We start from the raw sequence: 19374 nt of genomic DNA, 5'->3' as shown, positions 1-19374 counted from the left end.
GGTCGGGACGGGTGGGGTCGGTCACGACCGTACCCGTCACGGAGGATGCGGTGTCGGCGTGCGCGACGACCGCGGGAGGGACCCGGGAGTCGTGCGGGAGAGCAGCCCCAACCGGTCACGGGGGAGCCGCACGGGTCTGCTCGTCCAGGCGGCCGTGGTGGTCGCGGTGGTGGCGCTGAACCTGCTGCAGCAACCGGGCCTGCTGACCTTCGACACGAAGCTGGACCTGCAGGTCGACCCGCTGGCGTTCATGCAGCGCAGCCTCACGCTGTGGAACCCGCAGGCCGCGGTCGGCGAGCTGCAGAACCAGGCGAGCGGCTACCTGTTCCCGCTGGGTCCGGTCTTCCTGCTCGGCACCGCGCTCCCGGTGCCGATGTGGGTCTGGCAGCGGCTCTGGACCGCGGCGGTGATGCTGCTCGCGTACGACGGCGCCCGACGGCTGAGCGGCCGGTGGGTCGGGGGCGGGGCTCTGGCCGCGACCGTGGCCGGGCTCGCCTACGCCCTGGCGCCGCGGGTGCTCACCACGGTCGGCGGGCTCTCGGGCGAGGCGTTGCCCGCCGCGGTGCTGCCGTGGACGGTGCTGCCGCTGGTCCGCTACCTCGGCGGCAGCATGCGCCGGCGCACGGCGTTGGTGGCCTCGGCGGCGACCATCCCGTTCATGGGGGGCCAGAACGCCACGGAGGTCATCGCCACCCTGGTGCTGCCGCTGCTGGTCCTGCTGATGGCGCTCCAGCCCTGGCGCCGCCGGCTCACCGACCTGGCCGCCTGGGGAACGCTGGTGCTCCTCGCCAGCCTGTGGTGGTTGGTGCCGCTGCTGCTGCTGGGCCGGTACAGCCCACCGTTCCTGGACTACATCGAGTCCTCCCGCAACACCACGAGCTCCATCGGCTGGCTCGCGGCGCTGCGCGGCACCGACCACTGGGTCGCCTTCCTCTCCGGCGGCGCGACCTCGGGGTGGCAGGCCGGCTGGGAGCTCGTCTCCTCGCCGGCCCTGGTCGTGATCACCTGGGCGGTCGCCGTCGCCGGTCTGCTGGGTCTGAGCCTGCTCCCGTGGCCGCAGCGCAAGGTGCTGCTGACCGGGGTCAGCCTCGGCCTGCTGGTGCTGACCCTCGGCAGCGGCGGCTGGGACGCGTCGCCGCTGCGCGACACCTGGCTCAGCCTGCTCGACGGGCCGCTGGCGCCGTTCCGCAACATCCACAAGCTCGACCCGCTGGTGCGGCTGCCGCTCAGCCTCGGGGTCGGGGCCGCGACCGCGGCGCTGCTCCGGGCCGGCTCGGCGGCCGCCGCGACCGGCCGGCTGCGGGCCGCGGGCGTCCGCGCGGCGGCGGTGCTCGTCACGCTGGCGGTCGTCGCCTCGGCGGCACCGGCGTACGCCGGGCACCTGCGGCCGACCGGCGGCTTCGACGACCTGCCCCGCTCCTGGCGGGCGGTGGCCGGCTACCTCGACGACCAGCCCGGCCCCACCCGGGTGCTGGTGCTCCCGGCCTCGGGTTTCGCGATCCAGACCTGGGGCCGCACCATCGACACCCCGTTGCAGGTGCTGACCCCGACGCCGTGGGTGATGCGCGACCAGACCCCGCTGGTTCCGGCGGCGACCACCCGGCTGCTCGACTCGCTGGAGCAGCTGGTCACCTCGGGCCGGCCCGCCGACGGGTTCGCCGAGCTCCTGGTCAGGCTGGGCATCACCCATGTGGTGCTGCGCCACGACCTCGACGGGCGCGAGACCGACGCCCCGCCGGCCTCGGAGGTGCACGACGCCGTCGTGAACGCGCCGGGGATCACCCTCGCCCGCAGCTTCGGCGGCGGGGCCGAGCCCCTGCTCGAGGTGTTCCGCCCGTTCGCTCCGGCCGCGGAGCCGCGGGCGCGGCTGCTGCCGTACGACGAACGAGCCACCCTCGCGGGCGGCTCCGCCGCCGTCGCCGCACTGGGGGCGGCCGGCCTCCTGCCCCCGGGCCGGCTGCTCGTCCCCGAGGTCCAGGCCCGGCCGACCACGTTCGTGACCGACGTCGAGCGCCGGGTCGAGCGGAACTTCGGCCGGGTCCATGCCGCGGTCTCCGACGTGATGACGCCCGGGGAGCCGTTCCGGGTCACCCGGGCCGCGCACGACTACGCCGGTCCGGGCCCGCTGACCGTCGCGCGGTACTCCGGCGTCAGCGAGGTCCGGGCGTCCTCGTCCGCCGGCTACGCCGACACCGCCGGTCCGGTGCGCCCGGAGGAGGCGCCGTGGGCGGCCCTCGACGGCTCGGCACTGACGTCGTGGACCAGCTCGCCGCTGACCTCGGCGCAGGGCCAGTGGATCGAGCTGCGGCTGCCGCGGCCCGAGGTGCTGGGCCCGGTGACGCTGGAGTTCGACGTCACGCACGGGGTCCCGGTGCGGGCGGTCCGGATCGACACCGACCAGGGGAGCACCGGGACGTCGGTGGGCAGCGACGGACTGGTGCGTGGGCTCCCGCTGCCGCCGGTGCCGATCAGGCGGCTGCGGGTGACGGTGACCGCGGCACCGGAGGGCAACCACCAGGTCCGCCTGGCGCGGCTGGTGGTGGGCGGACTCGACCCTCAGCGGTCGCTGGTGGTCCCCGGTGTCGTCGGCCGGGACACCACGGTGCTGCTCACCAGTGACCCGGGCCGGCGGGTGTGCCGGATCACGGCGGACCGCCGGCTCCTGTGCGACGCCGACCCGGGGGCGGTGTCCACCGAGCAGACCGGGTTCCGGCGGCTGCTCCGGGTCCGCGACCCCGGTCCCCGGCTGCTCACCGGCGGGGCGGTCGCGACCAACGGCCCCGGGCTGGCCGCCCTGTTCGAGCCGCTGTCCTCCCGGCAGGTCACCGTCCGGGCGACCTCCTTCTTCGCCGGGGACCCGGCGGTCGTCCCGCAGAACGCCTTCGACGGCGACCCGGGCTCGCTGTGGCTGGCCGCACCCGGCGACCAGGCCCCGGTGCTGGACCTGCGCTGGCGCGAACCGAGGGTGATCTCGCGGATCCGGCCGTCGCTGCTGCCCGGGTCTCCGGGGCGGCTGCCGAGCATCCTGCGGGTGACCAGCGACCAGGGCAGCCAGACGGTCCGGGTCGGCGGCGGGAACCTCGCGGCCATGCGGCCGGTCCGCACCCGTCACCTGCGGATCGCCCTCAGACAGAACCGCACCGCACGAGGGGACGCGCCGTTCGCGGTGTCCGAGCTGGGCATCGTCGGTCTCGGCGGCCTGACCTACCGGGCGCCCGCCACCGCTCCCACCGGGTCGGTCTGCGGCCTCGGTCCGACCGTGACGTCGGGGGGCCGCACCACCCCGACCCGCCTGGTCGGCCGGATCGGGGACATCCTGCGCGGCGACGAGCTGCGGGTCGAGCCGTGCGGCGGCGGGCCACTCCTCCCGGCCGGGCGCGCGGTCCCGGTCGTCGTGCAGAACCCGTCCGGCTTCGGGGTGACCCACCTGGAGCTGCGACCCGTCGTCGCACCGGCGCTGTCCGGCACCGGCACCGGCACCGGCACCGGCGCCGCGCCCGGTGCGCAGGGGGGCGGCGACCGGCTGGACGTGCAGCGTTGGAGCGCGACCTCGCGCTCCGTCCGGGTCCGCACCGCCGGACCGGCCGTCCTCGTGGTGCCGCAGAGCGAGAACCCTGGCTGGACGGCCACGCTGGGCGGCCGCCGGCTTCCCCGGGTCTCGCCGGACGGCTGGATGCAGGGCTGGCTGCTCCCGGCCCGGTCGCGCGGCACCGTGGTGCTGGAGTACGCCCCCAGCCGGTGTTCCGCGGCGCGCTGGTCGCCGGGCTCGTCGTCGCTGCGCTGCTGGTGCTGCTGGCGGTCGGGCTGCTGCTCCGGCCGGACCGCGGCGCCGACCGACCGGCGCCGCTCGCGGACCGCCGGCCCGGCGCGGGCGCGCCGCGGCACCCGGCTAGGCCGGTCGCGCTGGCACGGTGGGTCGCGGTCTCCCTGGGCGCGGTCGCGGTCGCCCTGGTGTCCTGGCCGTTCGCGGCCGGCGCCGTCGTCGGCGGCACGCTTCTCCAGCGCACCGAGCGCGCCGCGGTCCGGGGGCTCTGCGTGGTGCTCTCCGGGGTAGCCGCGGTGTGGGCCGCGGTCGCCGTCGACACCACCGTCGTCGCCCCCACCGGCGTCGACGTGCTGGTGGCCCTGGGGGTGGGGCTGCTGGTGGGGCGCGAGCTGCTGGGACGCGGGCCGATCGACGAGACGGACCGCCGGTGAGCACCGGTGCTGCCGGCCGGCACCGGGGCCGGTACGTCGAGAGCGGACCGGTCCTCAAGGTCGCCCTGCTGATGCTGGCGATCCAGACGGTCTGGCGGGGGACGATCACGTTCCAGAGCTACTTCTGGCAGGACGACTTCCGCTACCTCGCCGACGCGCACTCCCGAGGGCTGAGCGCCGGGTTCCTGCTGCAGGACTACAACGGACACGTCATGCCGGGGCAGTTCTTCGTGGTCTGGGTGGTCTCCCGGCTGGAGTTCTCCTTCGTGGCGCCGGCGGTGACCCTGGTCGCGCTCCAGCTGGTCGCGTCGGCGCTGCTGCTGTGGGTGCTGCTGCTGCTGTGGCCGGGCCGCCCGGAGGTCCTGGTCGGCTACGCGATCTACCTGTTCTCGCCGCTCGGGCTGGTGGCGGGGACCTGGTGGGCGGCGGGCCTGCAGGCGTTGCCCCTGCAGTGCACGATGCTGCTGGCGCTGGCCGCCTGCATCAAGGACCACCGCACTCCCGGATGGCGGTGGAAGGCGCTGACGGTGCTCGCCCTGGTCCTCGGGCTGGTCTTCTGGGAGAAGGCGCTGCTGATCATCCCGCTGCTGGTGCTGGTGCAGCTCCTGCTGCTGGACGACGCGCGGTGGGCGGACCGGCGGCTGCTGCTGCGGCGTTACCGGGCCCAGTGGAGCGTCTGGCTGCTGGTCGGCGTCGCGTACACCGTCGGCTACCTGGTGATCGTGGGCCGCGGCGAAGCCGGCGTCGGGGCGCGTGCGTCGTACCAGGACTTCCTGCTGAACGCGGTGGTGAAGATGCTGCTGCCCGGCGTCGTCGGCGGGCCCTGGACGCAGACCGGCGGGGAGAACACCGTCTACCCGACGCCGGGGACGTTCGCCCTCGCCGTCGCCACGACCGGAGTCGTGCTCCTCGCCGGCTGGGCCTGGAGCCGGCAGCCCCGGGCCGCGCTGCGGGCGGGGCTGCTGCTGGGCGCCTACCTCTTCATGGACCTGGGACTGGTGCTGCTGGCTCGCTCCGACTTCGCGCTGCTGCTGGCCCGCGACCCGCGCTACGTCACCGATGCGCTGCCGGTGGTGGCGATCGCGGTGACCGCGGCGTTCGCCCCGGCGGGTGAGGAGGAGCCGTCGCCCCACTGGACCCCGCAGCATCGTCTGCTCCAGGTGTGTGTCGCGGTCTGTGCGGTGCTGGTGGCCAGCAGCTGGATCTCGGTGCAGGCGCTGAAGGACCAGCTGTCCCACGCCTATGCCAAGGCCTACGTCACCCGGCTGTTGGCCGAGCACCAGGCGCTGCCGGAGGTCGTGATCGTCGACGCTGCCGCGCCGCCGGTAGGGGTGGTCGCGCAGCCGGTCGGCGTGGTGTTCGCGGCGGCGGGCCAACAGCCGATCTTCGACCAGCCGTCGGCAGACCTCCGGATGGCCGACGGGTTCGGTTTCCTCGCGCCGGTCGTCGTCCCGCAGCCCGAGTTCAGCGAGGTCGGCCCGCAGCCGGGGTGCGGCTGGCCGGCCTCGGCGCGGCCGACCCGCGTCTTCACCCACTCCGGACGCGCCGGCGTCCGCCGGGTCGTCCAGCTCGGCTACTTCGCCGACCGGGACACCGCGCTGCTCGTCGGCCTGTCACCGATCGGGGTGCCCCGCTACGTCGCCGCACCGGCCGGGTTCGGGCACCTGTCCCTGCTCACCCGTGCGGAGGCGCCGATGGTCACCTTCGTCCGTCCCGCCGGTGCGCCCCGGCTCTGCGTCACCGATCTCACCGTGGGGGCGCCGTGGCCGGGGAGCTGAGGAAGCCGGTGCCCGGCCTGGTGCTCGGCTGGTGCCTGCTCCTCGGGGCGGTGGTGTGCGGCCCGCTGCTGCTGCACCGCGGGTTCGCCCTCGTCGGGGACATGGTCTTCGTCCCGGAGCAGCCGTGGAAGGACCGCTGGTTGGGGGTGGACGGATCGGTGCCGCGTGCGGTGCCGGGCGACGCGGTCGTGTCCGTGCTGACGCAGCTGGTTCCCGGCGACCTGCTCCAGAAGCTCGTCCTGCTCGGTCTGCTCAGCGGCGGGGGCTGGGGCATGGCCCGGCTGGTGCGCCGGCACGGGCGTACGGCGCAGTGCGCGGCGGCTGCGCTGTTCGTGTGGAACCCCTATGTGTACGAGCGGCTGGCCATCGGCCACTGGGCGCTGCTCTGCGGCTACGCGGCCCTTCCCTGGGTGGTGGCCGCCGCCGAGCGGGTGCGGGACCGGCAGCCGCGCTCGCTGCCGGCGCTGGTGGTCTGCGTCGCGGTGGCCGCGGCGACGAGCCCGACCGGCGGCGTGCTCGCCGGCCTGGTGGCGGTGGCGGTGGTGGTCTTGGCGCGCCGGGACCGGCTCCGGGTCACCGCCCTGACGCTCGGCTGCGTCGTTGCGCTGAACCTCCCCTGGCTGCTGCCGGGGGTGCTGGCCTCCACCCGCCCCGAGGACCCCTCCGGGGTCACGGCCTTCGCGGCCCGGCCGGACACCGGTCTGGGCACCCTGGGCAGCCTGGCGTCGCTCGGTGGGATCTGGAAGGTCGCGATCGTCCCGCCGGAGCGCGGGGCGTTGCTGCTGGCCGTGCTCGCCCTGCTGCTGGTGCTCGCCGGGCTGCTCGGGGCCGGGCGGGCGGTGCGCCACGGCGACCCGGCGATGACCGCGCTCGCGCTGGCCGCGGGTCTCGGGCTGGCGCTGGCGTGGCTGCCGGCCACCGCCGCCGCTCGACCGGTGTTCGAGTGGTGGATCGTGCACGTGCCCGGCGGCGGCCTGCTCCGGGACTCGCAGAAGTGGGTGGCGCTCCTGGCCCTGCTGGCGGCCGCCGGGTTGGCGGCGCTGGTCGCCCGGGTGCAGGACCTCCACGGCCGGCGCACCGGGGTCCCGGCACTGCTGGCCGCGCTGGTCGTGCTTCCGGTCGCGGTCCTCCCGGGTCTGGCCTGGGGACAGCTCGGTCGGCTGCAGCCGGTGGAGTACCCCTCCGAGTGGGATGTCGTCGCCGAGGTGATGGCCACGCGCGTCCGACCGGACGAGGGCGTGGTGGTGCTGCCCTTCGAGATCTACCGCCGCTACACCTGGAACCGTTCCCGCGCCGTGCTCGACCCGGCGCCGCGGTTCTTCGTCGGCGACGTGCTGACCAACGACGTACTCCGGCTCGGTCCCGACCGGTCCCTCCCGGGGGAGGACCCGGTGGCCGCACGGGTCGGGCGCTCGTTGCGGGACCGCCGCTCCGTCGCCTCGACGCTGGCCCGCGAGGGCGTCGGCTGGGTGCTGGTCGAGAAGGGCACACCCGGCCCGACGTGGCTCCCGGACGGCATCGGCCGGGTCGTGCACGACGGGCCCGGGCTGCGCCTGGTGGACCTGGACGCCGCGGCAGCGGCCACCCCGCCGCCCGGCTGGCGGTCGTTCGTGCTGATCATCGATGCGGGTGTCCTGGTCTGGGTGCTGGGGGTCTTTGGACTCATGCTCGCCCGGCGTCTCCGTGGCAGGCTGCTGGAGCAGGAAGGGTCGAGCCTGGGCGCACGGCCGGACAGGCCCAGAAAGGGAAGATGATGGGTTCGAGCATCGTTGGGGTGATCGTCGCGGCGGTAGCCGGAGCCGTGGTGTCGCTGGTGGCGACGTTCGGGTTGGTGGCCACGGTCTCGGCGCCGCCCGACGTCGCTGACCAGGCCGCGATCGTGCAGTACGCCGACGCCTAGATTTCCAGCGCGGCGCGCACCGACGCCGTGGTGGCCGGCCACGTGAACGAGCCGGACCGGATCCGGGCCTTCTCACCGAGCGAGCTGCGCAGCGGCTCGTCGGTCAGCAGCCGCCGCAGCTGCTCCACCAGGTCCTCGTATCCGTCGGCGAGCAGTCCGGTCACTCCCTCCTGGATCGACTCCCGGACGCCGCCGGCGGACCGGTAGGCCAACGACGGCACCCCGACCGTCGCGGCCTCGACGATGGCGAGCCCCCAGCCCTCCTTGACCGACGGCAGGAGGTGCACCCACGCCCGGGAGAGGATCTGGAACTTCTCCTCGTCCGTCACGTGCCCGTGGAAGGTGACCCGCTCCTCGAGTCCGAGGCGCTGCACGTCGGCCACCAGGTGGTCGTGCCACCAGCCCGCCCCGACCACGTCGAGCTGCAGCCCGGGGACCGCCTCGACCAGCCGGGCTGTGGCGTCGAGGGCGTGCTCGATCTGCTTGTGGGGCACCAGCCGGCTCAGCACCACGACCCTCGGCGTCTCGTCCGGCCCGGGTACGTCGGCCGACGGCATGGCCGGCGTGCCGTTGTAGGCGACCCGCACGTCGGCGGCCCGCACCCCGAGCCCGGCCAGCTCCTCCCGGGTGGCCTCGCTGACGGCGACGTACCGGTTGCCACGGTTGATCCGCACCGCCACGCGCGACTCCATGAACCAGCCCACGCGCGCCAGCGCCGGACCGAGGATCGACCACTGCTCGCGGTGCACGTGGTGCACGAGGACGACCACCGGGCGGCGGGTGAAGAGGCCGGCCAGGAACGGCATCCCGTTCTGGACCTCGAGGACCCGGTCGAAGCCGCGGAGCCGACGGGTCGCGAGCAGCAGGGCGGCCCACAGGTAGACGGTGACGTGGCCGCCACGCCGCAGGTAGCGGATCCCCTCGCGGACCTCGTCGCGGCGGGCGCCGGGATAGCGGGCGGTGAACATGGTGACGGTGACGCCGCCGGCCGCCAGCCTTCGGCACACCTGCTGCACGTAGAGCTCGGAGCCGCCGCCCTCGGGGTGCCACGGGTCGCGCCAGTTGAGCACCAGCAGCCGGGGTCGGCGGTCCGGGCGGAGTGTTCTGGACTTCAGCCGCATCCGGGGCCGCCTCCCTCGATACTGGCCCGGGAGGTGGGTGCGCGCCGATGCGATCCTCGAGCAGCAGGTCCGCCGACGGTCTGCGCCGGTCGGTGCGGCTGTTCCGCGCGTTCCGCGAGGAGCAGTCGGACCCGCGCGGCTTCTACGGGTTGATCGCCGACGACGCGGTGCGCCAGGTGGCCCGGCACGCTCTGGTGCGTGGCCGGCTGGTGGCGGACTTCGGCGGCGGACCCGGCTTCTACACCCGGGCGTTCCGGGCGGCGGGAGCACGCACGGTGCTCGTGGACGCCGACCCGGTGGAGCTGACGCTGGACGGCCCGGCCGACCGGTCGGCCGTCGTGGGCCGCGTCGAGCAGAGTCCGCTGGCCGACAGAAGCGTCGACATCGCCTTCTCCAGCAACATGCTCGAGCATGTTCCGGACTTTGCGTCCGCCTGCGACGCGATGGCCAGGGTCGTTCGGCCCGGGGGGCTGCTCGTGCTGTCGTTCACCGTCTGGTTCGGGCCCTGGGGTGGTCACGAGACGTCGCCTTGGCACTACTTCGGGGGAAATCGTGCCGCGCGCCGCTATGCGCGCACCCACGGCGTTCCGCCGAAGAACCTCTTCGGGTCCACGATGTACGCCGCCCACGTCCGCGACGGGCTCCGCTGGTCCGCACAGGCCCGGGACTTCGAGGTCCTGGAGCTGCGCCCGCGCTACCTGCCGCCCTGGGCAGCCGTGGTGCTGCGGCTACCGCTGTTGCGTGAGGTGCTGACGTGGAACCTGTGGATGGTGTTGCGCCGCACTGGGTGAACACGGGCCGTAGGACCCTGGGTGACCCGCGACGGGGGTTCGCATACTCGCTCCAAGAAGGAGCCTGCCGAGAGGCAGTGCCGAGCCGACGAGGCGGATCCCGCTTTCGTCCACAGGGGAGGGGAAGCGGATGCGCCGGATCGTCGGGCTGGTCCTGGTCGGTCTCGGGATGTTCCTGCTGGTGCTGGCGCCGCTGGCCCGCTTCTACGCCTACCCGAAGCTGGCCGTCGCTCCCTACGACCAGAACACGCTGACGGTCCTGAACGGTCCCGGAGCCACCGTGTTCGACATCGCTTCGCTCTCGGAGATCCGGACCGACCTCACCACCACCGCGAAGACGGTCGGCGACCTCAAGGCCTCGGAGGACGCACCGGACGGCGTCACCGTGTGGGTGAACACCTCCTCCACGAAGGACTCCAAGGGGGTCGTCCGCTCCCGCAGCATCGACCGCGCGGCCTTCGACCAGAACTCCGGGGAGGCCGTCAACTGCTGCGGCGAGTTCTACGAGACCGTCGAGGGGGAGCAGCAACCGGTCAGGCACGAGGGTCTGGTCTTCAAGTTCCCCTTCAACACCCAGAAGCAGACCTATCAATGGTGGGACACCAGTTTGCTGAAGGCCGTTCCCATCAAGTTCGAGCGCGTGGAGGACGTCAACAACGTCACGACGTACAAGTTCGTCCAGACGATCGAGCCGACGGTGACCGGTACGGCGAAGGTGCCGCCCGCGCTGGTCGGCGCCAAGGGCAGCAAGCCCGTGAAGGTCGAGCGGGTCTACGCCAATGAGCGTGCGCTCTGGGTCGAGCCCCGCACCGGAGTGGTCTTCGACCGGGTCGAGTCCCAGCGGAGCACCCTGCGCTACCAGGGCAAGGACGTCATCACCACCACGGCGGTCGACACGTCGTACTCCGACGCCACCATCAGGTCGCGGATCGACAAGTACGAACCCCTCGGCAACGAGCTGAACCTGGTGCGCAACACCGTTCCGCTCATCGCTCTCATCGCGGGACTGCTGCTCGTCGTCATCGGGGCGGCGCTCGCCCTGACCGGACGTGGTCGGCACGTCGACGACTCCGGCGGCGGACCACGGCAGGACGAGCCCGCACCGGCCGGTGTCGCCTGAGCCTCGCGCGGCAGCCACGAGGGCCCCGAACGGGATAGTTGCGCGTCCACACGTGTTCTCGCAGGAGAATGTGTCGTACGTAACGCTCCCAATCCGCCAATCTCGCCCATAGTTACCTTCCGGTAGATACAGTCGCGGGTCAGTGCGCCACGGCGGGGCACTGTGCCTGGGACCGGACAGTCCCCGGTGTCTGTCGTGGAGGGACGCAGGAATGCGCAAGACGTTGCTGCCCGGACTCATGTTGGTCCTGGCGGCTGTGCTGGTGATGTTGCTCAGCGCAGCCATGGATCTCGAGCTCGAGTCGGCGGCTCTGCTCGGTGCCGCGCTCGGAGGCGTGCTGGCCCTGGTGCCGGACCGCACCCCGCTGGTGCGACTGGGCGGGTTCGCCCTCGGCTTCGTGGTCGCGTGGGTCGGCTACCTGGTCCGCGCGGGCCTGCTGCCCGACAGCGCCGGAGGCCGCGCGGTCGCCGTGGGCGCCGTCGTCCTGGTCTGCGTCCTGATCGCGGTCGCGACGCAGGACCGGATCCCGCTCTGGACGCTGCTGCTGGGCACGGCCGCCATGGCCGGAGCCTTCGAGTTCTCCTACGCCGCCGCTCCGCCCGAGGTGGCCAGCACCTCGCTCACCGCGGCCACCACGGTGCTGTTCAACGTCGCGCTGGGCTTCCTCGCCGCGGCCGCGTTCGGCCCCGTCTCGGCCGGTCGCTCGTCCTCGTCCCACCGCCGTCCGACGCCGGACCGCGACGACACCGCACCCCTCGACGACCTCATGATGGAGAAGAACCGCTGATGGCGCCCTACCCGATCCTCAGCAGGAGCGCCGCCGTGCTCGGCGTCTCCGCGATCGTTGCCAGCATGATGACGACGTCGGCGGCGGCCGCGGACGGCGACGTCTCGGTGGTCAACACCGAGACCGTGCAGGTCTACACCTCGCCCACCGGTGAGGTGCGCAGCAGCCGGGTCTACGAGCAGGTCGACCTGACCGGCTCGGGGAGCGTGGAGCTGCGCAACCCGGTGAGCACCGACGGGCTGCGGAACCTCGACGGCTTCGGCGGCTGGAACGTCCAGGACGGCGAGGCGGTCATCAACGCGGACGTCGCGGGCGAGAAGCGGCTCCGCGCGGTCAGCAACTACGACGAGGACCTGCCCCTCTCGGTCCAGGTGGTCTACACCCTGGACGGCAAGCGGGTGGAGCCTGGCGACGTGGTGGGCGAGGACGGCACCCTCGAGGTGCAGTACACCGTCAAGAACCAGACCGCGGAGAAGCAGGAGCTCACCTTCGACGACGGCAAGGGGGGCACCGTCACGCGGACCATCGAGGTCCCGATCCCGATCGTCGGGTCCCTGACGACCGTCCTGCCGTCGAGCTTCCAGGACGTGCAGTCCGACCAGGCCAACATGGCCGGCGACGGCAAGGGCGGCACCAAGCTGTCGTTCACGATGACGCTGTTCCCGCCGATCGCCTCCACCACGTCGGTCTTCGGCTACACCGCCGACATCGTCGACGGGGTGATCCCGCGCGCGGAGATCTCGGCGCTGCCGGTGAACCCGCTCAAGAGCCCGTCGTTCTCGACGGCCGCGGACAGCTACCAGGGCGGCGCCGCCACCGGCGCGGAGCTCACCGACGGCGCCACGCAGATCGACGGCAACCTCCTCAAGCTCCGCGACGGCGCGGCCGACCTGCTCGCCGGGCTGATCAAGCTGCGGGACGGCTCGGGCGAGCTCGAGCAGGGTCTCGCGGGCTCGGCGGTGCCCGGCTCGCGCAAGCTGGCCGACGGCGCCGGCCAGCTCGACTCCGGCCTCGGACTTCTCAACTCCGGCGCACGGCGGCTCGCCGCCGGCACAGGTGAGGCGTACGCCGGCAGCACCCAGCTGTCCGACGGTGCCGGTCGACTGGATGCCGGTCTGAACCAGCTCGACGGGGGCGTGGGCGACCTGAGCAGCGGCGCCGAGCGTCTGGCTGCCGGCCAGCAGGCGCTCGCGGCGGGCCTCAAGGACCTATACGACGGTGTCGACGCGTTGCCCGAGAGCGTCAAGAAGCAGCTGAACGCCAACCCCGACTACCTTCGGCTGCTGGGCACCCTGAACGCGATCGTCGGGGGCATCGGTCAGCCCGGAGACCTCACCAAGGGGACGGTCCTCGGCGGTCTGAACCTGCTGCAGTACGGCATCGAAAGCCCCTACGGGAGGGCCAACTGCGATCAGGACCCGCTGGACGACAGCGTGCGAGCCGATGACTGCGGAGCGGCCGACGGCGCCAAGATCATCTCGGAGAAGCTTGCGACCGGTGTCGCGACGATCAACGCGAAGCTGCTCCCGTCCGCGGTGGGCGCATATGACGCGTTGCACGTGCTGGCAGGTTGCCAAACCCGGACGGACTCACTGCCGCCGTTGAGCAACCTCGCACTGGCTGACACGAACCCCTGCAAGGCCGCGGCAGTCGCCGCGTTCGGCTACGGACTCAAGGCCGGCGTGCTGCCGGCCGGTACCGGCTTCGAAGACGGTGGCCTCGCCGCCCAGGCGCAGCTCGCCTCGGACAAGCTGAACATCATCGCAGCCGGCCTCTACGGGGAGGCTGTCCCCGGCATCAAGGCGCTCAAGAAGGCGCTCTACAACTCGCCCTGCGACCCGTCCCAGACTGACAAGACGGCCGCTGACTTCTGCGGGATCTCCCAGGCGCTGTCGCTGATCACGGCGAAGATCCCGGATCTGGTCGACGGCATCACCACCAGCATCGAGGCGGAGCTGCTCGCAGGCATCGGCCAGCCGACCAAGGGCTGTGACCCGACGGTCACCCTTCGCTGCGCCGCGGCCGCGCTGGCCGACGGTGGCACCGAGCTGACCGACGGAGTGGCGAAGCTGGTCAGCGGCGTCGACCAGCTGAACGACGGCGGTGCGCTGCTTGCGGTCGGTGCCGGGGACCTCTCCGACGGGCTCGGTCAGATCGATGACGGAGCGAGCAAGCTCGCCGCCGGCACGGGCACGGCCAAGGACGGCTCGTCCCAGCTCGCCGGCGGTGCCGACCAGCTCGCCGACGGTCTGCAGGACGCCGCGAACGGCTCCAGCCGGCTGCGGGAGGGGCTGACCCAGGCGGCCGACGGTGCTCCCCAGCTCGTCGACGGCGCCTCGCGGCTGTCGTCCGAAGGCACCACCAAGCTCATCGCGGCCGGGGAGGACACCGCCCAGAACTACGGGGCGCTGTTCGCGACGATGCAGGCCGGTGCCGAGCGCGCCGACACCGAGGACATGGCCTTCGGCGCCCCGGAGGGCGCGATGGGCCTGACCGCCTACAGCTTCATCATCGAAGGTGACGACGGCGAGTCCTCGCGCAACCTCGCCCGCGGTGTCGGCGGCCTCGCGGTGCTCGGTGCCGGTGCCGGCGCGTTCGCGCTGCGGCGCCGCTTCATCTGATCAGACCCAGCACGACAGGAGGAGGGTGGCGGGCTGCCACCCTCCTCCTGTCGTGTGCGGGCGCGTCACCGCCCGGCGAGCACCGCGCTGAAGATCGCCGTACCGGGGATCAGGGCGCCGCGCACCGGGCCCCAGCCGCCCCAGATCCGGTCGTGGCCCTCGGGCCACTCCGGCTCCACGAGGTCGGTGAGGGCGAAGCCGGCGGCGGCGAGCAGCCGCACCCAGTCGCCGAGCGTGCGGTGGTGCTCGACGTACGTCGGCAGCCCGTCGTCGTCCTGCTCGACGTACGGCGTCCGGTCCCAGTACGACTGGGTGACCCGGAGCCCGTCCTCGCCGGGGTCGTCGGGCATCGCCCACCGGATCGGGTGGGTGACGGAGAAGGCGAACCGGCCGCCGGGGCGGGTCACCCGGGCCACCTCCGTGAGCAGCCGCGGCCCGTCCTCGACGAACTGCAGCGCGCCGAAGGAGGAGAACACCACGTCGAAGCAGCGGTCGGCGAAGGGCAGGTGCGTCGCGGTCGCGCAGACCAGCGGCACGTGGGTGCCGTGCTCGGCGTCGATGCGGCGCGAGTGCTGCAGCTGCCGGTAGGAGAGGTCCAGCCCGACCGCGCGCGCCCCCCGACGGGTCAGCCACCGGGCGCACTGGGCGGCGCCGCAGCCGAGCTCGAGGACGTCGCGACCGGCCACGTCGCCGAGCACGCCGACCTCGGCCTCGTCGGTGCCCTCCGGCCCCCAGACGAAGCCGATGTCGCGGAGGAAGGCACCGTGGGTGGACTGGTACTCGTCGGCGTAGGCGTCCCAGTCGCGCCGGTTCGCGCGCCGGCTGTCGTCCTCGGACACCGGCCGGCGGGTCGGGTGGATCCCGGCGGGCATGCTCATCGGGGATCGCCCCCGCTGGGGGCCGCGCAGTGCACCGCGGGGGTGCCGTCGACGGCGGTGAAGCGGGCCGGGAGGGGCACCGGGCCGGGGAGCGGCATACCCCGAGCCTAACGCGCCCCGCCGGGCGGAGGTCCGGGTGTCGCCGCTGCCTGGCAGCATGCCGTGCGTGGACTACGGCATGACCCCGCTCGAGGGCGGCTACAGCGGCGAGACGTTCCTGGCCACCTCGGCGGGAGAGCGGAGCGTGGTCCGGGTGTACGCCGGGCGCGGGGCACAGCGGGGGGCCGGGGCGGTGGAGGTGGACGCGGCGGTGCTGCGGCTCGTGCGCGGCCTGCTGCCGGTCCCGCGGGTGCTCGAGCTCCGGCGCCCGGACCCGGCGGCCGGCACCCCGGCGCTGCTGGTCACCTCGTTCCTGCCGGGGGAGCGGCTCGAGGTCGCCTGGCCGCGGCTGCGCGACGACGTGCGCCACACGGTGGCGGCCGCGCTGGGCGCGGCGCTCGGCCGGCTGGCCGGAGTGCCGATGCTGCGCCCCGGCAGGTTCGCCGACGCCGACCTGCGGATCGAGCGGTGGCCCGGGGCGGCGGATCTGGTGGGCTTCGTGGAGGAGCGCCGCGTGGGCTCCGCGCTGGCGGACTGGTCCGAGCGGGAGTACGGCGGCCTGCTGGCCGCGGCCGACCGGGCGCAGGACCTGCTCGACCGGGTGGAGCGCAGCTGCCTGGTGCACAGCGACTTCAACGCCAAGAACCTGCTGGTGGACGCGGCCACCGGTGCCGTGACCGGGGTGGTGGACTGGGAGTTCGCGCACGCCGGAGCGCCGGGTGCGGATCTCGGCAACCTGCTGCGCTTCGACCGGGACCCGCTGCTGGTCGAGGGGGTGCTCGACTCCTACCTGGACGTGACCGCCGGGCTGGACGGCCTGGACCGGGCGCGGCTGCTCGACCAGGCCCGCGCCGCGGACCTCGCCGCGCTGATGGACCTGGCCGCGCGGCGCGGCGAGAACCCGGTGACCGAGCGGGCCGACGCGCAGCTGCGGGCCGTCGCGCGCGACGCCGACCTGCACGCCGTACCGTGAGCCGAGCGGACGCCGAGGGCGGTCGTCGTCCCGGTTGGACGCACGCGTCCCGGGGCGCGTATCCTGACCGGTGCGCAGGAGTCTGCCGGAGTCTCAGACGGAGCAGGTTCTCGCTCGCTATCGCCGCAAGCCGGACACCAGGTAGTGAAACAGGGCTCTGGCGCGTCCGTACGACAACTATCCATTCCAAGGAACCCACTCCCTTATGACGATCACCCCCGCTCTTCAGGACGCCCCGCAGATCGCGGTCAACGACATCGGGTCCGAAGAGGACTTCCTCGCCGCCATCGACGCGACCATCAAGTACTTCAACGACGGCGACATCGTCGAAGGCACGATCGTGAAGGTCGACCGCGACGAGGTCCTGCTCGACATCGGCTACAAGACCGAGGGTGTCATCCCCTCGCGCGAGCTCTCGATCAAGCACGACGTCGACCCCTCCGAGGTGGTCTCCGTCGGTGACAAGGTCGAGGCCCTCGTCCTCCAGAAGGAGGACAAGGAAGGCCGCCTGATCCTGTCCAAGAAGCGCGCCCAGTACGAGCGCGCCTGGGGCACCATCGAGCAGGTCAAGGAAGAGGACGGCGTCGTCACCGGCACCGTCATCGAGGTCGTCAAGGGTGGCCTCATCCTGGACATCGGGCTGCGCGGCTTCCTGCCCGCCTCCCTGGTGGAGATGCGTCGCGTCCGCGACCTCCAGCCGTACGTCGGCAAGGAGCTCGAGGCGAAGATCATCGAGCTGGACAAGAACCGCAACAACGTCGTGCTCTCACGTCGTGCGTGGCTCGAGCAGACCCAGTCCGAGGTGCGTCAGGGCTTCCTGACCCAGCTCCAGAAGGGTCAGATCCGCAAGGGTGTCGTCTCCTCGATCGTCAACTTCGGTGCGTTCGTGGACCTCGGCGGCGTCGACGGCCTGGTGCACGTCTCCGAGCTGTCGTGGAAGCACATCGACCACCCCTCCGAGGTCGTCGCCGTGGGCGACGAGGTCACCGTCGAGGTCCTCGACGTGGACATGGACCGCGAGCGGGTCTCCCTGTCGCTGAAGGCGACGCAGGAGGACCCGTGGCAGCACTTCGCCCGGACCCACCAGATCGGCCAGATCGTGCCGGGCAAGGTCACCAAGCTGGTGCCGTTCGGTTCGTTCGTCCGGGTCGAGGAGGGCATCGAGGGCCTGGTGCACATCTCCGAGCTCGCCGAGCGTCACGTCGAGATCCCCGAGCAGGTCGTCCAGGTCAACGACGACGTCATGGTCAAGATCATCGACATCGACCTCGAGCGTCGCCGGATCTCGCTGTCGCTCAAGCAGGCCAACGACACCGCGACCGCCTCGGAGTCGGAGGAGTTCGACCCGACGCTCTACGGCATGACGGCGTCCTACGACGAGCAGGGCAACTACATCTACCCCGAGGGCTTCGACCCGGAGACCGGCGAGTGGCTCGAGGGGTACGACGAGCAGCGCGCCACCTGGGAGGAGCAGTACGCCAAGGCGCACGCTCGCTGGGAGGCGCACGTCAAGCAGCAGGTCGAGGCCAAGCAGGCCGAGGTCGAGGCCGGCGAGGCCACCTCGTACTCCAGCGGTGCCGGCGTCGAGGAGGCGGCGGCCGAGACCGGCGGCTCGCTCGCCTCGGACGAGGCGCTGCAGGCGCTGCGCGAGAAGCTCACCGGCGGCGCGTCCTGACCTGTCAGGCACGCTGACCCCGTGAGGCGCTGAGGCGCCGCGACGGGAGCTGACGATCCACGCACGAGGGCCCGGTCACCTGAACAGGTGACCGGGCCCTCGTCGTCGTGCGCGGCGCACGCGGCTCACGCGAAGCGGGTGGGGGAGCGAGGGTCGAACACGTCCGGGACGTGGCTGCGGGGCGTGCTGCGACCGGGACGGCCGTAGCCGTCGTTCTTGACGAACGCCGCCGCGGCGAGCATCCCGAGCAGGACGACGGCGACCAGGACCAGGAGGAGGAGTGCGGTAGTCATGGCAGCAAGTCTGCGCTCCTCGTGATACTGCCACGAGTGGCAGTCAGGTCAGGGTGCGTCGATTTCCTGCCAACCTTGTGCCAGACTCTGTCCCATGCTCACCAACGTCGCCGTGCTGGTCGCGGACGGGATCGCCCCCTTCGAGCTCGGCGTGCTCTGTGAGGCGCTCGGGACCGACCGCTCCGACGACGGCCTGCCGGTGCTCGACTTCGCCGTCTGCGCGCCCCGCCCCGGCACCTACCGCACCTCCGGCGGCTTCGGGATCTCCGTCGAGCACGACCTCGCGCGGGTGAACGAGGCGGACCTGGTGGGCGTCCCGGCCTTCGACACCGACGCGCCGGTTCCCGCGGCGCTCGTCGAGGCGCTCCGGGCCGCGCACGCGCGAGGTGCCCGGGTGATCTCGGTGTGCTCCGGGGCCTTCGTGCTCGGCGAGGCCGGTCTGCTCGACGACCGGGAGTGCACCACGCACTGGCGACACACCGCCGAGCTCGCCGCCCGCTACCCGCGCGCCCGGGTGGTGCCGGAGGTGCTCTACGTCGACGCCGACCCGGTGATCACCAGCGCGGGCACCGCTGCCGGGATCGACGCCTGCCTGCACCTGTGGCGCAAGGAGTACGGCGCCGCGGCAGCCGGCAAGATCGCCCGGAGGATGGTGGTCCCTCCGCAGCGCGAGGGCGGCCAGGCGCAGTTCATCCGGACCCCGGTGGCCGCCTGCGACGACGCCGACACGCTCGCCCCGCTGCTGACCTGGCTCGACGAGCATCTCGACGAGCAGCACTCCGTGGCGGAGCTGGCCCGCCGGGCGTCGATGTCGGCGCGCACCTTCGCGCGCCGGTTCCGCGCCGAGACCGGCACCACCCCGCACGCCTGGATCACCAGCCGCCGGGTGCTCCGCGCCGAGGAGCTGCTGGAGACCACCGGGCGCTCGGTGGACCGGATCGCCCACGAGGTCGGCTTCGGCAACGCCGCCACCCTGCGGCACCACTTCACCCGGGCCCGGTCGGTGAGCCCGCAGCGCTACCGGCGCACCTTCAGCGAGGCCGGCTGACCCAGCGGTGCCCTCCTGGCAGAACGGCCGCTTCCGGTGCCCGTGCTCTGATCTAGGGGGTTGACGAGACGGTGGACTTCGGGTTGATTGGTC

Annotated in this window: 15 protein-coding genes; 12 read left to right on the top strand and 3 right to left on the bottom strand. The window is 73.0% G+C overall.

The features are described 5' to 3' along the window. The first annotated feature begins 58 nt into the window (after window positions 1-58). Genes H9L09_RS00580 through H9L09_RS00560 form a run of 5 tightly spaced genes read left to right on the top strand, consistent with a single transcriptional unit; the run spans window position 59 to window position 7875 of the window. Entirely contained in the window at window positions 59-4054 is a 3996-nt protein-coding gene (locus H9L09_RS00580; protein WP_187578881.1) for an alpha-(1->3)-arabinofuranosyltransferase domain-containing protein, read from the top strand. Next, on the top strand, window positions 4039-4197 hold the full coding sequence (locus H9L09_RS00575) for a hypothetical protein (protein WP_187578880.1): 159 nt from the start codon (window positions 4039-4041) through the stop codon (window positions 4195-4197). The genes H9L09_RS00580 and H9L09_RS00575 overlap by 16 nt, the downstream gene beginning before the upstream one ends. Next, window positions 4194-5975, top strand: a complete 1782-nt coding sequence (locus tag H9L09_RS00570) for a hypothetical protein (RefSeq protein ID WP_187578879.1) — start codon at window positions 4194-4196, stop codon at window positions 5973-5975. Before H9L09_RS00575 ends, H9L09_RS00570 begins: the two co-directional genes overlap by 4 nt. Continuing rightward, window positions 5960-7729 (top strand): MmpA family trehalose lipid delivery protein, encoded by a 1770-nt coding sequence (locus tag H9L09_RS00565; RefSeq protein WP_187578878.1) that lies wholly within the window; start codon window positions 5960-5962, stop codon window positions 7727-7729. Before H9L09_RS00570 ends, H9L09_RS00565 begins: the two co-directional genes overlap by 16 nt. After that, window positions 7726-7875: a hypothetical protein gene (locus tag H9L09_RS00560; protein ID WP_187578877.1), complete on the top strand. Its 150-nt coding sequence runs from the start codon at window positions 7726-7728 to the stop codon at window positions 7873-7875. Before H9L09_RS00565 ends, H9L09_RS00560 begins: the two co-directional genes overlap by 4 nt. Here the strand turns inward: H9L09_RS00560 and H9L09_RS00555 are convergent. Then, entirely contained in the window at window positions 7872-8996 is a 1125-nt protein-coding gene (locus H9L09_RS00555; RefSeq protein WP_187578876.1) for a glycosyltransferase family 4 protein, read from the bottom strand. The genes H9L09_RS00560 and H9L09_RS00555 overlap by 4 nt on opposite strands. Before the next feature lie 47 nt (window positions 8997-9043). Between H9L09_RS00555 and H9L09_RS00550 the strand changes: the two genes are divergently transcribed. The 4 genes from H9L09_RS00550 to H9L09_RS00535 all read left to right on the top strand — a co-directional run bounded on the left by H9L09_RS00550 (window position 9044) and on the right by H9L09_RS00535 (window position 14315). Next, window positions 9044-9787, top strand: coding sequence for a class I SAM-dependent methyltransferase (locus tag H9L09_RS00550; RefSeq protein ID WP_187578875.1), 744 nt, complete (start codon window positions 9044-9046; stop codon window positions 9785-9787). 130 nt (window positions 9788-9917) lie between these two features. Further along, window positions 9918-10907, top strand: coding sequence for a cell envelope lipid trafficking protein PgfA (gene pgfA / locus H9L09_RS00545; protein ID WP_187578874.1), 990 nt, complete (start codon window positions 9918-9920; stop codon window positions 10905-10907). A gap of 211 nt (window positions 10908-11118) precedes the next feature. After that, on the top strand, window positions 11119-11694 hold the full coding sequence (locus H9L09_RS00540) for a hypothetical protein (protein ID WP_187578873.1): 576 nt from the start codon (window positions 11119-11121) through the stop codon (window positions 11692-11694). Next, the gene (locus H9L09_RS00535) at window positions 11694-14315 is read left to right on the top strand and encodes a hypothetical protein (RefSeq protein ID WP_187578872.1); all 2622 of its coding nucleotides are present in this window, start codon (window positions 11694-11696) and stop codon (window positions 14313-14315) included. The genes H9L09_RS00540 and H9L09_RS00535 overlap by 1 nt, the downstream gene beginning before the upstream one ends. 65 nt (window positions 14316-14380) lie before the next feature. On the opposite strand, the gene H9L09_RS00530 is transcribed toward H9L09_RS00535, so the two are convergent. Then, on the bottom strand, window positions 14381-15193 hold the full coding sequence (locus H9L09_RS00530) for a class I SAM-dependent methyltransferase (protein WP_187578871.1): 813 nt from the start codon (window positions 15191-15193) through the stop codon (window positions 14381-14383). Window positions 15194-15359: 166 nt separating this feature from the next. Here H9L09_RS00530 and H9L09_RS00525 point away from each other — a divergent pair, with 166 nt between their 5' ends. After that, window positions 15360-16265: a phosphotransferase family protein gene (locus tag H9L09_RS00525; RefSeq protein ID WP_246456176.1), complete on the top strand. Its 906-nt coding sequence runs from the start codon at window positions 15360-15362 to the stop codon at window positions 16263-16265. Between the two features lie 205 nt (window positions 16266-16470). Beyond that, window positions 16471-17940, top strand: a complete 1470-nt coding sequence (rpsA, locus tag H9L09_RS00520; RefSeq protein ID WP_187578870.1) for a 30S ribosomal protein S1 — start codon at window positions 16471-16473, stop codon at window positions 17938-17940. 125 nt (window positions 17941-18065) lie between these two features. Here rpsA and H9L09_RS00515 read toward each other — a convergent pair whose 3' ends face one another. Next, entirely contained in the window at window positions 18066-18233 is a 168-nt protein-coding gene (locus H9L09_RS00515; RefSeq protein ID WP_187578869.1) for a hypothetical protein, read from the bottom strand. A 94-nt stretch (window positions 18234-18327) separates the two neighbouring features. Between H9L09_RS00515 and H9L09_RS00510 the strand changes: the two genes are divergently transcribed. Then, window positions 18328-19281: a helix-turn-helix domain-containing protein gene (locus tag H9L09_RS00510; RefSeq protein WP_187578868.1), complete on the top strand. Its 954-nt coding sequence runs from the start codon at window positions 18328-18330 to the stop codon at window positions 19279-19281. Window positions 19282-19374 lie beyond the last annotated feature (93 nt).

This window comes from Nocardioides mesophilus (genome assembly GCF_014395785.1).
GTDB lineage: Bacteria > Actinomycetota > Actinomycetes > Propionibacteriales > Nocardioidaceae > Nocardioides_B > Nocardioides_B mesophilus.
The sequence above is the reverse complement of the archived record's forward strand: the minus strand, read 5'-3'. Positions and strand labels throughout refer to the sequence as shown.

Coding starts and splice junctions, on each gene's coding strand:
- H9L09_RS00535 (WP_187578872.1), top strand. CDS start 11,694: ATGGCGCCCTACCCGATCCTCAGCAGGAGCGCCGCCGTGCTCGGCGTC.
- H9L09_RS00560 (WP_187578877.1), top strand. CDS start 7,726: ATGATGGGTTCGAGCATCGTTGGGGTGATCGTCGCGGCGGTAGCCGGA.
- H9L09_RS00515 (WP_187578869.1), bottom strand. CDS start 18,233: ATGACTACCGCACTCCTCCTCCTGGTCCTGGTCGCCGTCGTCCTGCTC.
- H9L09_RS00555 (WP_187578876.1), bottom strand. CDS start 8,996: ATGCGGCTGAAGTCCAGAACACTCCGCCCGGACCGCCGACCCCGGCTG.
- H9L09_RS00510 (WP_187578868.1), top strand. CDS start 18,328: ATGCTCACCAACGTCGCCGTGCTGGTCGCGGACGGGATCGCCCCCTTC.
- rpsA (WP_187578870.1), top strand. CDS start 16,471: ATGACGATCACCCCCGCTCTTCAGGACGCCCCGCAGATCGCGGTCAAC.
- pgfA (WP_187578874.1), top strand. CDS start 9,918: ATGCGCCGGATCGTCGGGCTGGTCCTGGTCGGTCTCGGGATGTTCCTG.
- H9L09_RS00530 (WP_187578871.1), bottom strand. CDS start 15,193: ATGAGCATGCCCGCCGGGATCCACCCGACCCGCCGGCCGGTGTCCGAG.
- H9L09_RS00550 (WP_187578875.1), top strand. CDS start 9,044: ATGCGATCCTCGAGCAGCAGGTCCGCCGACGGTCTGCGCCGGTCGGTG.
- H9L09_RS00540 (WP_187578873.1), top strand. CDS start 11,119: ATGCGCAAGACGTTGCTGCCCGGACTCATGTTGGTCCTGGCGGCTGTG.